Annotated in this window: 10 protein-coding genes; 5 read left to right on the forward strand and 5 right to left on the reverse strand. The window is 71.6% G+C overall.

The window, feature by feature from the left end; genetic code table 11:
* Positions 1–180 precede the first annotated feature (180 nt).
* The 3 genes from ABZS58_RS12410 (at position 181) to ABZS58_RS12420 (ending at position 4,175) form a co-directional block, all read left to right on the forward strand.
* A complete protein-coding gene (locus ABZS58_RS12410; protein ID WP_354780551.1) occupies positions 181–1,656 on the forward strand; it encodes a hypothetical protein in 1,476 nt (491 codons plus the stop codon).
* Positions 1,657–2,014: 358 nt separating this feature from the next.
* Positions 2,015–2,500, forward strand: a complete 486-nt coding sequence (locus ABZS58_RS12415; RefSeq protein ID WP_354780553.1) for a peptidase inhibitor family I36 protein — start codon at positions 2,015–2,017, stop codon at positions 2,498–2,500.
* A gap of 166 nt (positions 2,501–2,666) precedes the next feature.
* Positions 2,667–4,175 (forward strand): hypothetical protein, encoded by a 1,509-nt coding sequence (locus ABZS58_RS12420; RefSeq protein WP_354780555.1) that lies wholly within the window; start codon positions 2,667–2,669, stop codon positions 4,173–4,175.
* Between the two features lie 53 nt (positions 4,176–4,228).
* Here the strand turns inward: ABZS58_RS12420 and ABZS58_RS12425 are convergent, their stop codons facing one another.
* Genes ABZS58_RS12425 through ABZS58_RS12435 form a run of 3 tightly spaced genes read right to left on the reverse strand, consistent with a single transcriptional unit; the run spans position 4,229 to position 6,736 of the window.
* Positions 4,229–4,735 carry an NUDIX domain-containing protein gene (locus tag ABZS58_RS12425; protein ID WP_354780557.1) on the reverse strand — a complete coding sequence of 169 codons (507 nt, stop codon included), beginning with the start codon at positions 4,733–4,735 and terminating at the stop codon, positions 4,229–4,231.
* A complete protein-coding gene (locus ABZS58_RS12430; protein WP_354780559.1) occupies positions 4,722–5,114 on the reverse strand; it encodes a TIGR03618 family F420-dependent PPOX class oxidoreductase in 393 nt (130 codons plus the stop codon). Before ABZS58_RS12430 ends, ABZS58_RS12425 begins: the two co-directional genes overlap by 14 nt.
* Positions 5,111–6,736, reverse strand: coding sequence for an ABC-F family ATP-binding cassette domain-containing protein (locus tag ABZS58_RS12435; protein ID WP_354780561.1), 1,626 nt, complete (start codon positions 6,734–6,736; stop codon positions 5,111–5,113). The genes ABZS58_RS12430 and ABZS58_RS12435 overlap by 4 nt, the downstream gene beginning before the upstream one ends.
* A 132-nt stretch (positions 6,737–6,868) precedes the next feature.
* Between ABZS58_RS12435 and ABZS58_RS12440 the strand changes: the two genes are divergently transcribed.
* Together ABZS58_RS12440 and ABZS58_RS12445 are read left to right on the forward strand one after the other, a co-directional pair.
* The gene (locus ABZS58_RS12440; RefSeq protein WP_354780563.1) at positions 6,869–8,836 is read left to right on the forward strand and encodes an MDR family MFS transporter; all 1,968 of its coding nucleotides are present in this window, start codon (positions 6,869–6,871) and stop codon (positions 8,834–8,836) included.
* A gap of 384 nt (positions 8,837–9,220) precedes the next feature.
* Positions 9,221–9,721, forward strand: a complete 501-nt coding sequence (locus ABZS58_RS12445) for a hypothetical protein (protein ID WP_354780565.1) — start codon at positions 9,221–9,223, stop codon at positions 9,719–9,721.
* 313 nt (positions 9,722–10,034) lie between these two features.
* Here the strand turns inward: ABZS58_RS12445 and ABZS58_RS12450 are convergent, their stop codons facing one another.
* Complete coding sequence (locus tag ABZS58_RS12450; RefSeq protein ID WP_354780567.1) at positions 10,035–11,531, reverse strand: hypothetical protein; 1,497 nt, start codon at positions 11,529–11,531, stop codon at positions 10,035–10,037.
* A 374-nt stretch (positions 11,532–11,905) separates the two neighbouring features.
* The gene (locus ABZS58_RS12455) at positions 11,906–12,307 is read right to left on the reverse strand and encodes a hypothetical protein (protein WP_354780569.1); all 402 of its coding nucleotides are present in this window, start codon (positions 12,305–12,307) and stop codon (positions 11,906–11,908) included.
* Positions 12,308–12,656: the final 349 nt, after the last annotated feature.

Consider the following 12,656-nt stretch of genomic DNA (forward strand, 5'->3'; position numbering starts at 1 on the left):
ACGACCTGGTGGCAAACTGCCGCGAGTCGGGACGCGTGCCGCAACGGCTGCAAACGGACGGCACCGAAATCGTCCCGCGACCGCAAGATCGCTGATCCAGGTGAGGCGACGCCCTACGAACCCTCGGTAGGGCGTCCCCGCCGGACGAAGAAAAACACCCTCGAGAAGTCGGGCCCCACCATGTCTGAACACCGAGCATCCCCGACCGGCGAACGACGCGGGCGGCGGGTCAAGCCCGTCGTCGGCTACGGCCCCGCCGCCGAGCACGCCCACCAGCTCCGCCAGGCCCGGAATGCAGCCGGCGACCCGTCGTACAAGATCATGGGCGACAAGGTGAACATCGGCCACAGCACCATGTCGGAGACCGCCAGCGCGACCCGGCAACTGCCGTCGGCGGAGAACTGCAGATGGTTCCTCGCCAGCGTCGCCCAGGACGGGACCCCGCCCGCCGCCTGGTGCGCCGACCACGCCGCCTATGCCCGGCGCGCCGCCCGCTTCCACCCCGACCTCGACCGCTTCCGGAGCCGCCCTGCGCTCCGCGCGGCCCTCCGCGACGCCCTCAGCGCCGACGACGTCGACGACGAGACGCTGGTGGAGCGCCGCGCCGACGCCGAGGCGCACGACGTGCCGGAAGGATTGCCGCAGCCCGTGCCGTCAGCGGCCCAGCTGCTGGCCGACCCGTGCCCCGACGACGTGCTGCTGTGGCGGGTCTACCTCGGCGGTGGCACCCCCGCCGACGTCAAGCTGTGGGAGATCCGCCTCGGCCAGCTGCCGCCCGACCCGGCACCGGAGCCGCCGCTCGCACCGGCGGCGCAACCGGCACCGCCGGCGCGGCGAGGGCGGCGCGTGTCGGGCCGGGTGCTGGTGGGCGGCGTGGTGGTCGTGGTCGCCGCGCTGGTCGGCGCGTCCCTGGTCCGCGGCAACGACGACGACGGCGCCGAGACGAAGGCCGGGCAGCCCGGCCGTGGCACGACGGCCACCTCGACCTCGCCGCCGTCGATCAACCCGCTCGCCGGCGGACCCGCCGCGGCCGAGCTCGACACGATCATCGCTGCCGTCGAGCAGTCCCACGACGTCACCGGCGCCACCGCACACATCGACCTGGTCCTCACCACCTACGGCCCGCCGCCCACCTACCCGAGGGTCGTCGAGGAGGTCACCGACGAGCTCGACTGGTCACCGGCGGCACCGGGCCGCCGCGTGGTCACTGGCACCGGTGCGCCGCCGACCCCGGAGCCGCTGCCGCCCGGCGCGCCGACCTACGCCGCCGGGCCGCCCAGCGCCGACCCCGCCGAGCTGCAACGCGTCCTCGAGCGGCGGCGCAAGCCGGGCGGCGCGGTGGTGCTGCTGCTCGGCGTCGCGGACCTGTGCGAGTCGTATCCGCTCACCCGCGCCGAGCGGCTCGCGGTCCTGCGGATGCTGCGCGCCGCGCCCGACCTCATATACGCCGGCAAGGTCACCGTGGAGCGGCTCGGCGTGCCCGGTAAGGCATTCAGCGCCGACGCCGCGGACGGCACCCGGGAGATCCTCGTCTTCGACCCGGGCACGGGACGGCTGCTGTCGCACGAGTCGCTGCTGCGGCGTCCGGACAAGACCTTCGTGCTCACGCGCCGCGTCATCCACACCCGCTCGACCTGGGACGACCTGCCCGACTGAGCGGCCTGCAACTTGCAGAAGGCAAGCGGGTGCCGAGCGCCCGTCACCGTGCGTCAGCCGCGCCGCCAGGGGCGCCGGAACCGGCCCAGGTCGGACCCGGCGCCCCTTTCCGTTACGGTCCGTACGACCGGCGGAGAAGCCGCGAAGAATTCGGTGAACTGCCCCAGCCGTCTGGAGCTGGGGCATATTCATTCATGCCACAGTCTGCACGTGAGCATGGTGACCACGGAGCGTGGCGCATACCGTCACCGTGACGGCGTGCACCACGAACGGTCCGGGGGGATCCGCGAGGTGACACGCGGTCACCGCACCGCGTCCCGGTCCGCTGAAACGTGGGGGTTCAGCCATGCCCAGTCCCATGCTCCGTGCTCTGACACTCGCCTTCCTCGTCGTCACCGCCGTCACCGCCGTGGCCGCGCCGGCGGCCGCCGCACCCGTCTCGCCGGGCGCCGCCTCCTACCTCGCCGACCACCCCGGCGGGACGGTCGTCGGCGCCAACGAGATCAGCTACGACGGCGGCCGGTTCGTCGTCACCCTCGTGCCACCCGTGCAGGACCCGGCGCACACGAACGCCTACGTCGACTGCCCCAAGGGCTGGTTCTGCTTCTACGACCGCCCCGACTTCGGCTACCCCCGCGGGAAGCTGTCGTCCTGCTACTGGCAGAGCCTCGCCACGTACGGCTGGCAGGACCGCGTCGAGTCCGCCTACTACAACCTCGACCGCGGCGCCGTGCAGTTCTTCGACTACGGCCGCGGCATGTTCACCGTCGGCGTCGGCTACCGCTCCATCGCCTACCTCGGCAGCGACATGAACCGTGCCACCGACGTGTACCGCTACTGCTGACGCCGCCGGAATAAGGGGCCGGCCGCACCGCGACGGGGCGGCCGGCCGCCCCGTCGCCGGATCTTCGGCATCGCCGGCCAGCCCGAGGAGCGCGGTGCACGCCGAAGGGGTGACGCCCGGCGGCGTGTGGGCAGCGCTCCTTGTCGATGCGCGGTAGCGTCGCCGCATGACCGAGGTCCGTCCCATGCGCGAGCTCGCACCGCACCTGGTCTGGGAGGCGGTGCTCCTGCTCGCCGCCGGCGCCGTCGTCGCCGGCCTGTACAACGCCAACTCCGCCGTGTTCACCCGAGGCCAGGTGTGGGCGGGGGTCGCGATCCTCGGCTTCGCTGCCTGCGGGCTGGCCCTGTCGCTGCGCACCGCGACCCCCAACCTGGCCATCGGCTCGATCGGTGTCCTGTCCGGCTGGGTGTTCGCCGACCGGGTCAACGACGGCGCGTCCGTCACGGTCGGGTCCGTCGTCGCGGTCCTCGCCGCCGCCGGGGTCGGGCTGCTGCTCGCCCTGCTGACCGGCCTCACCTCGCTGCCCGCCTGGGCGGTGACCCTGGCCAGCGCGTTCGTCATCTCCGCCGCGCTGCTCAAAGCCACCGAGGGGCAGCTCGTCCCGGTCCCGCGCGCCGCCCGCGCCGTCGAAGGCTTCGGCCTGTGGGCGGTCGCCTTCGCGGTCGTCTCCATCGCCGGCGCGGTGCTGTTCGCGCTGCCGGCCGTGCGGCGGCTCCTGTCGGCGAACCGGCCGGTCGACGGCGACGCCGATCCGTCCCGCTGGCGGCCGGCGAAGTTCGTCGGCGCCCTCGTCGGCATCGTCGGCTCCTCCGTCCTCGCCGGCGTCGCGGGGGTCCTGACGGCCCGCTACACCAGTGCGGCGGCGTACGCCGAGTCCGGTCAGCTGCCGTACGCGATCGCCGCGGTCCTGCTCGGCGGCGTCAGCGTCTTCGGCCGCCGCGCCGGGGTGTTCGGTGTGGTCCTCGCGGTCGTCATCGTCGACGGGGTCCGCCGCTGGCTGGCCCTGGAGAACGTCGACGCGGCGACGACGATGCTGACGGTCGGGGTCATCGGCCTGGTCGGGCTGCTGGCGGTGTGGCTGCTCGAGCTCGTCGGCCGGCGGGTCGCGCCGCTGTCGGTGGCCGGACCGCGTCCCACGCCGGCCTTCTCCGGATTCCCGCCGCCGATGTACGACGGCAGCTTCCCCCCGCCCGGGGTCGCGGGTGCGCCGGTGTCCGGGGCGCCGGACTTCGCGCCCGGCGGGCCGCCGCCCGGTTTCGCGGGCCCCGCGCCGTTCGGTTCGCCGCCCGGTTTCGCGGGCCCCGCGCCGTTCGGTTCGCCCGCGGGGGTCGCGCCCCAGTCCGGGATTCCGGCGCAGTCCTCCGGGCAGACGCCCGCGCAGCATTCCGGGTATCCGGCCCCGCCGCCGCCGACCTCGGGTGGTCCGGTGTTCGGGCAGCCGATCTACCCGAGCACCCCGCCGGTGTCCGGTCCGCCCGCGTTCCCGCCGCAGTACGGTGGCCCGCCACCGGCCGGTGGGACCATCCCGCAGCCGTGGACGGTGCCCGCCGCCGGTGGACCCGCCCCGCAGGTCCCGACGCAGCCGGTGTCACCGCCGGTCAGCGGCCCGCCGAACGCCGACCCGCCGCCCGGCTACCCGCAGACCCCGCCGCCGAGCTGGCCGCCGCAGAGCTGACAGTGGTGCCCGGCGCGGCGTACCCCCCGCCGCCCCGGGCACCTTACGACGGCTCAGAACGACGGCTCGACCAGCGCGGGATGCCTGGAGCCGGGAGGCGCGAACCACGCCTCCTTCGCGTCCCGCAGCGCCATCTCCACCCGCAGCATCGAGTACGGGTCCATGTCCGGCAGCGCCGACGGCTCGAACCACCCGACGTCCAGCGACTCGTCGTCGTTGACTTTGGCCGTTCCACCGACGGGGCGGCACAAAAAGGTCAGATTCAGGTATTCGCAGTGATCGCCGTTCGGGTAGTGCACCGGGTGCGAGGCGACGCCGAGGAGCCGCTCGACGACGACCTCGACGCCGGTCTCCTCCCGGACCTCCCGGACGACGGTGTCCGCGGGCTGCTCGCCGGGCTCGCCGACACCGGCCAGGACGGCCCACCGGCCGGTGTCGCGGCGCTGCCCGAGCAGCAGCCGGCCGCCCTCGTCGACGACGATGCCGCTCACCCCCGGCAGGAGCAGCAGGCGGTGCCCGATGTGCGCGCGCATCGTCCGGACGTATTCAGGAATCCCCATCCGGCGAACCTACCGGCACCCGCACCGTCCCCAGCACGCGTGTCACGGTCACGACGATGACGACCCGGGCCGGGTTCGGCCGGGGTTGCCGGTACCGCGCCGCGTACCGCCGCTCGGCGTCCGCCACGACCCGCGGGTCGTCGTCGATGACGGCGGTGCCTTCGAGGGTGGTCCAGCGCCGCCCGTCGACCTGGCAGATCGCGACGCGCGGGTTGCCGCGGACGTTGCGCACCTTCTGCGACGTGCCGGACGTGATCACCCGGGCGGTGCCGGTCGTCTCGTCGTACGTGACGCCGACCGGCGCGACGTGCGGGGTGCCGTCGTCGCGGACCGTCGTGATCGTGGCCAGGTGCCGCTCGGTCCAGAACTCGTCGATCATCGCACGGTCACCTTGCCGTCGTGCACGTCGATGCGGCGGTTCGTGCTGACCGCCGCCAACATCCGCCGGTCGTGCGTGACCAGCAGCAACGTGCCCGGGTAGTTGTCCAGGGCCGACTCCAGCTGCTCGATCGCGGGCAGGTCCAGGTGGTTGGTCGGCTCGTCGAGGACGAGGAGGTTCACGCCGCGCCCCTGCAGCAGCGCGAGGGCCGCCCGGGTCCGCTCGCCGGGCGACAGGCTCGCCGCTGGCCGCAGCACGTGATGCGACCTGAGCCCGAACTTCGCCAGCAGCGTGCGTACGTCGGCGGGCTGCTGATCCGGCACGGCGGCGCAGAACGCGTCCAGCAGCGACGCCTCGCCGAGGAACAGGCCACGGGCCTGGTCGACCTCGCCGACCACGACGCCCGGCCCGAGGTGCGCGGTGCCGCTGGTCAGCGGGACGCGGTTGAGCAGCGCGCCGAGCAGCGTCGACTTGCCGGCGCCGTTCGCGCCGGTGATCGCGACCCGGTCGGCCCAGTCGATCTGCAGGTCCACCGGCCCGAGCGTGAAATCGCCGAGGGTCACCACGGCCCGGTTGAGCGTCGCCACGATCGCGCCCGCGCGTGGGGCGGCGGCGATCTCCATCCGCAGCTCCCACTCCTTGCGCGGCTCCTCGACGACCTCCAGGCGCTCGATCATCCGGTCGGTCTGGCGGGCCTTCGCGGCCTGCTTCTCCGTCCCCTCGATCTTCTTGCTCTTGCCGATCTTGTCGTTGTCGGGCTGCTTGCGCCGGGCGTTCTTGACGCCCTTCTCCATCCAGGCGCGCTGCATCCGGGCGCGGGCCTCGAGGCCGGACTTCTTGTCGTCGTACTCCTCGTACGAGTCCCGGGCGCGCCGCTTGGCGATGGCCTTCTCCTCCAGGTACGACGCGTAACCGCCGCCGAAGAAGTTGACCTGCTGCTGGGCGAGGTCGAGCTCCAGGACGCCGGTGGCGGTGCGGGCGAGGAACTCCCGGTCGTGGCTGACGATCACCGCGCCGGCCTTGAGCCCCTGCACGAAGCGTTCGAGACGCTCCAGGCCGTCCAGGTCGAGGTCGTTGGTGGGTTCGTCGAGCAGGAACACGTCGTACCGCGACAGCAGCAGCGACGCCATCCCGGCCCTGGCGGCCTGTCCACCGGACAACGCCGTCATCGGCAGGTCGAGGTCCACGGCGAGCCCCAGGTCGGCGGCCACCGCCGCGGCGCGTTCGTCGAGGTCGGCGCCGCCGAGCGCCAGCCAGCGCTCCAGGGCGTCACCGTAGGCGTCCGGCTCCCGCTCGATCCGCTCCGCTGCCGCGTCCATGCGCTGCTGTGCCTCGGCGACCCCGGTGCGGCGGGCCAGGAACTGCAGGAGGCTTTCGCCGACCCGCCGGTCCGGCTCCTGCGGCAGGTAGCCGATGTTGGCGGTCGGCGGGTTGAGCCCGAAGCTGCCCGCCTCCGTCGGCAGCAGGCCCGCGAGCGTGCGCAACAGTGTCGACTTGCCCGCCCCGTTGGCCCCGACCAGGCCGATCACGTCGCCGGGCGCGACCACCAGATCCAGCCCTGAGAACAACGCCCGATCGCCGTGACCGGCCGCGAGCTCCTTCACCACCAGCGTGGCGCTCACCAGTTACCTCCGCAGTCTTGTCGTACCCGGGACATATTGTGTCTGAGCGCGCCGGGGATCTCCGCAGGGAGTAGCGTGATTTCCGGAACGCGATCGGCTCGTATCGGGGGCCATGTTGCTTGGGAGACGCTGTTGAGTGCCACGACCGCCGACGACACGGCGTTGACCCACCGTCAGATCCTCACGATCCTCGGCGGGCTGATGATGGCGATGTTCCTGGCCGCCCTCGACCAGACGATCGTGTCCACGGCCATGCGCACCATCGCCGACGACCTGGGCGGCTTCTCCATCCAGGCGTGGGCGACGACGGCGTTCCTCATCACGTCCACGATCGCGACCCCGCTGTATGGCAAACTGTCCGATATCTACGGCCGCAAGCCGTTCATCCTGTTCGCCATCGGCATCTTCATCCTCGGCTCCGTCCTGTGCGGCATCGCCGGGTCCATCTACCAGCTCGCCGCCTTCCGGGCGGTCCAGGGCATCGGCGCCGGCGGGCTGTTCTCCCTGGCGTTCGCCATCATCGGCGACATCGTCCCGCCGCGCGAGCGCGCCAAGTACCAGGGCTATTTCCTCGCCGTCTTCGGCACCTCCAGCGTCCTCGGCCCCGTCCTCGGCGGCTTCTTCGCCGGCACCGACACCATCCTCGGCGTGACCGGCTGGCGCTGGATCTTCTACATCAACGTGCCGATCGCCCTCGCCGCGTTCCTGGTCGTCATGCGGGTGCTGCACATCCCGCACCGCCGCCAGGACCACCGCATCGACTGGCCCGGCGCGCTCGCCCTCATCGTCTGCCTCGTGCCGCTGCTGACCGTCGCCGAGCAGGGCCGCGAGTGGGGCTGGGGCTCCGGCCGCTCCCTGCTGTGCTTCGGCATCGGCGCCGTCGGCCTCGTGCTCTTCCTGATCGCCGAGTGGTCCTACAAGGACGAGGCCCTGCTGCCGCTGCGCCTGTTCCGCGGCCGCACCTTCTCCGTCGCCTCGACCAGCAGCTTCATCCTCGGCATGGCCATGTTCGGCGGCCTGCTGACCCTGCCGCTCTACCTGCAGATCGTGAAGGGCGCCACGCCCACCGAGTCCGGCCTCATGCTCCTGCCGCTCGTGCTGGGCATCATGACCGGCTCGATCGTCTCCGGCCAGGTCATCGCCCGCACCGGGAGATACCGCAAGTTCCCGATCATCGGCTCGCTGCTCATGGTCGCCGCGCTCGGCCTGTTCTCCCGCATCGGCGCCGACACCCCACTGTGGCAGACGATGCTGGTCATGGCCCTGATGGGCCTCGGCCTGGGCGGCAACATGCAGCCGGTCATCACCGCCGCACAGAACGCGGCGAACCCGCGCGAGATCGGCGTCGCCACCTCCACGGTCACGTTCTTCCGCTCCATGGGCGGCACCCTCGGCGCCGCCGTCTTCCTCTCCGTCCTGTTCAGCCTCCTCCCGGACAAGATCAAGGGCGCTTTCACCGTCGCCCAGTCCACGCCGGAGTTCCAGTCCGCCGCCCGCGCCAACCCCGACCAGCTCCGCGAGATCCAGCAGGCCGGCACGTCGGGCAGCGCCAGCGCCTTCAACAACACCTCGTTCGTCAACCGCCTCGACGACGCCCTCGCCCACCCGTTCAAGGTCGGCTTCTCCGACGCCATGAGCACCGTCTTCATGGTCGCCGCCGCCATCATGGTCATCGGCTTCATCGTCATCCTCTTCCTCCCCGAGCTCCCGCTGCGCTCCCAGTCCGCCGTCCAGCAACGCGCCGAGGAGGACGCGGCCTCCGGCTCGTCGTCGGCTGCTCTCGCCGCCGCTCCCGCTTCCGGCGCCTCATCGGCTGCCGCGGGCGCTCCGACCAACGGCAAGCCACCGACCACCGGCCACTCCGCATCGGGCGCCCACGCCGCCGGCAACGGCCCGGCCCTTGGCGTCACCGACCCGGCCCTGTCCGACACCGGCGCAGGTCCGTCGGGCAACGGCGCAACGGCGGCTTCCGGCGCCCACGCGGCCGCCGGCGTCGCCGACCCCCACCCCGGCCACGCACCGCACCACGCCGCCGGCGGCGCCCACGAGGCCGACGGCCAGGCCACCCACGACGACGCAGAGCCCCGCCACGCCCGCTGACCGCGGCACGCGGCCGCTCTCAGCGGTTACCTGCCTTGGTATCGCAGGTTCGAATCCTGCCCGGGGGCACGTCACAGAACTGCAAACGCGCAACGCGACCTGACGATCACTGATTGTGGAAGCCGGTTTCGCGTTCGAGTAGACGATCGAGGGTGCCCCGGCCCAGCAGCTGAGGCATCCTCGCGCTGCCTCGACATACGAGCGCCATAGGCGCCCGGATCGCCGGGCATGTGCGTGCGCCCGATCAAGCGGCTTTGACGGCCGTGCCGATCGATCGGCGGCATAGCGTGCATGGGCCCTGCGGCGGGTGATGAGCGGCTCGGTGGGGCTCGTGCGACGTTGCCCGCCGTTCGGTTGGCCCGTGCCGGCAGTATGCTGCGGCCGGTGTCGCTCTTCGGATATTTCATCGTGACCCGCCACGACCAGCCGCTGACGGAACTGCCGTCGATTCGGCGGCTCTGTACCGAAGGGCAGTACGACCTGAGTCCAGGTGAGGCATGCGAGCCGCGTGCTGACGGGGAGTGGGGTTTCCTGCAGGTGCTCGGCGGCTGGGGACTGAACGTCATCGACCTCGCCGAGGAGACCGGCGCTCCGGCGTTGTCCGTCTACGTCATCGAAAGTGCAATCGGCATCGTCGAGGCCGACATACCCGGCGGCTCGTGGTGGTCCGCGTGCCTCAACCCGGCGGATGCGTTGCGTGTCTGGAACTTTCCGCCGGAGAAGGCAGGCACGGTGGAGGCGACCACCGCGCTGGCAGTCCAGTGGGCTGTCGCGGCGGGCCTCACCCCGGACCCGGAGGCCGTTGCTGCAGCGGTGAATCGTCATGTTGGCCCGTTCGGTGAGGGCGCTATGGCGTTCCTGCGCGGGCTCGGGTTCGACTTCTGAGTTCCATCGCCGCATCGCGGCCGACCAGTCCGTGACCGCTTGCCACACCAAGCCTGACAGACGTCGACCAGCGCCCGGTCCGCGGCTACGTGCCCTCGGCCGAAGACGCGACGTGTCCGTGGCGCTACAGATCAAGGCATCCGGTGCATGCACCGGATGCCTTGATCTGTAGCGCGGCGACCCGTGGTCGAAACGGGGACGGGGTGGAAGGTCGTGAGCCACCCGCTCTGCCTGGCCGGAGCCTCCTCCGGCTCTCTGAGCTACCGCCGCGTCAGCCCACCTTCTCCGATCTCGGCACCGTCTGCAACCGTATTCAGGCCTGACCGGAGAAGACACCGGCGCCCCGCATCACGGCGGCGAGCAACGGCGACGCGACGACGACACCGTGGACCAGATCGGGTGCGGGCTCAGGCAACTCGGTGCGGTCCTGCCGGTACGGCTGTGTCCATCCGGACCGCTCAGGATCCACGCCGTGCCGCTCACACGCCTGCCGTACCAGCCCGGCAGGGCAGTCGTCGTTGTCAAGGACCACGTCCCACGGCAGTGGCAGGTCCGCCCACACACGGACGTCGAGGTGCTGGTCCTTGCCCTCCCGGGCGTGCCAGGCCGCAACGTCCGCGGCGACGAGTGCGGGAACCTTGCCCGGGCAAGAGGCCTCCACGAGGTCGTCGTAGCCGAGTCCGCGGGTCAGGTTCAACCACCCGGTCCGTGCCTGGTTGAACGCGCGCGACGCGGCGTTCCACGTCGAGGAGTCGTCGCCGGCGCGGACGATCATGTGCCGGCGATCGCGGTTGGGCTCGAAGGACGCTTGCAACGCCCGCGCGCACGCCGCCATCTGTTCGTAGTACCGGCCCAGCAGCGCGCCGCATTCCGCGTCGCTCAACAGATCCAGCACCCGCCACCGGGTCAGCACGGCTGCGAGCACCTGCGGTCGGCAGGTGGAAGCCGACAAGGCACCGTCCAGCAGAGCCTCGGCCAGGCCGTCCATCGGCTGGGTCTGACGGCCCGACGTGAAGCGGGTCCGCAGGTTCAACCGCGCCACGTAGTACGCGGTGAACGCCGCCGTCGCAGGGCACGCCAGAAAGTCCTGTTCGGACACCAGATGGGCGAGACGGGTCTTGCCGAACGCCACCGCCGCTTCCCGGTCACGTTCGGCCGCCAGGACTTCGGTGCGTTGCTGCAGGTGCAGCACTGCTCGGACGGCCCGGCGGTAGGCGCGCACCGACACGTCGGGCAGCCGTTCCTTGCGGGTTGCCGCGTCCATCCGTGCCCGAGCGTCACCGTGGCCGCTGCGGTCGCCGCGCGCACCGGCCGGCTTCGGCAGCCGGTAGTACGTCTTGCCGAACCAGGTGCCCACCGGCACAGGGCGGCGGCGCACCGTCGGACGCGCCGGCGGTGGCGGGCCGCTCGGCAGGCCCAGCACGTCAGTCGCCCACACCAGCCAGATTCGCAACGAGGCGGGGTCAGCGGGATCCGCGACCGGTGGTGCCACCGGCTCAGCTACGACCGTCGCTATCGCTGTCAGCGCCGCCACGTACGCACGAGCCAGACCGGGGTGGTGCCGCCACGCCGTCGACATCGACGAGCCGGGGGCCTCGTCCCATCCGAACACCTGACCGTTCGCGGGCGCTGCCTGCCACGCGCGCTGGCGGCGCATCAGCCCGTACAGGTCGCGGGCGCCGGCGGCGCTCAGCCACCGCTCCGCACGCAGCGCCACGAGATCCACGGCCACGTCCTGCGGGGTCCGGCGTTCCCGCAATCCCCGGTACAGGCGTCGCAGTGTCTCCTCGTCGGTGCGTTCGTTCGTCACCGGCATCACCACAGTCCCTCATCGACCCGCCGGCCCGCGTGTTCGCTCGGGCGCCGACCGTCGCCAGGTCAGCCGACCAGTATCAGACATCGATGGGCAACCGGTCCAACACATTACGGAGCAGTGCGTTCGCCTCAGACGCCGTCGGAGACGCCAGCTCCACAGACCCGGTTCGTCAGTAATGAGCGAGTATCTGGGCGATCGGATGGCCGAGCAGCGCAGCCAGCTCGTCGAGTTCCTCTGCGTCGAGTTCGTACCTTGCGCGACTCGGGTTCATGGCGCATACCTCGAACCGGGCGAACCCGACAGGCCAGTCGTAACACAGCGAGTCCAGGGCATGCGAGCACGACTCGCGGCAGGTCCGGACGGGAGCGCTAGTCGCTGGCGCCGCGGTCGCTGATGACCTTCCCGCCAAGTCCGGACCGAGACGTGGGTTGGCCGACGAGTTCGACGAGAACTTCGTCGCGACAATCGTCGCCGAACACGGCAGTGACGGCTTCGGTGAACGCGGAGACGAGTTGTGCAGCGACGCTGGCTGCGTCCTCACGTGCGAACACTTCCTCGCGCATGCCGAAGGTGATCGCGGGCGCGGCCGTAGCGACCGTCGCTCCGCCGCGAGCCCATCGTCCGGCAGGGATGCCGATAAGCCTGACATCCACCGAACTTCGGGCCCACTCGCCATACACGGACACGACGGCGCTGGTCAGCTCCTCGATAAGGCCGGGTTCACGCCCGGTGAGCTCTTCTTCGAGCGCGTAGAGCGTCACGTGGGGCATTGGCAAACTCCTCGATGTCAGAGAGCAGCGGCCGGACTGCGACCGATTGTGTTCGGCCAAGCAGCATAGGGTCGCCCGTTCGCTTGCCGGAAACGATTTCCTTCCTGTCGCCAGACCACGCTCATCGGTCACGAGTCGGTCAGGGCGTCCGGCTGGAGCGGCGTCCGCAGCGTGACGACCGCCGTCGAGCCGCGGCGCACGGTCGGCGGCAAGTGCGTTGCGCCGCGAGGCGCCTTGTTGTATCCCCGGCGCAGCCGGGAGGAACTCGGAGGGAGGTTCCTGGGTCTGATGGCTTACCTGGATCTGAAAGGTGAAGGGGACAAGAGCATGCCAGGAAAGCAGTGGTCGT

The organism is Dactylosporangium sp. NPDC005555, assembly GCF_040605635.1.
Classification (GTDB): Bacteria; Actinomycetota; Actinomycetes; order Mycobacteriales; family Micromonosporaceae; genus Dactylosporangium.

Excerpts from the sequence above, each read along its gene's own strand:
- ABZS58_RS12415 (WP_354780553.1), top strand. The coding sequence starts at position 2,015 with ATGCTCCGTGCTCTGACACTCGCCTTCCTCGTCGTCACCGCCGTCACC.
- ABZS58_RS12420 (WP_354780555.1), top strand. The coding sequence starts at position 2,667 with ATGACCGAGGTCCGTCCCATGCGCGAGCTCGCACCGCACCTGGTCTGG.
- ABZS58_RS12430 (WP_354780559.1), bottom strand. The coding sequence starts at position 5,114 with ATGATCGACGAGTTCTGGACCGAGCGGCACCTGGCCACGATCACGACG.
- ABZS58_RS12425 (WP_354780557.1), bottom strand. The coding sequence starts at position 4,735 with ATGGGGATTCCTGAATACGTCCGGACGATGCGCGCGCACATCGGGCAC.
- ABZS58_RS12410 (WP_354780551.1), top strand. The coding sequence starts at position 181 with ATGTCTGAACACCGAGCATCCCCGACCGGCGAACGACGCGGGCGGCGG.
- ABZS58_RS12455 (WP_354780569.1), bottom strand. The coding sequence starts at position 12,307 with ATGCCCCACGTGACGCTCTACGCGCTCGAAGAAGAGCTCACCGGGCGT.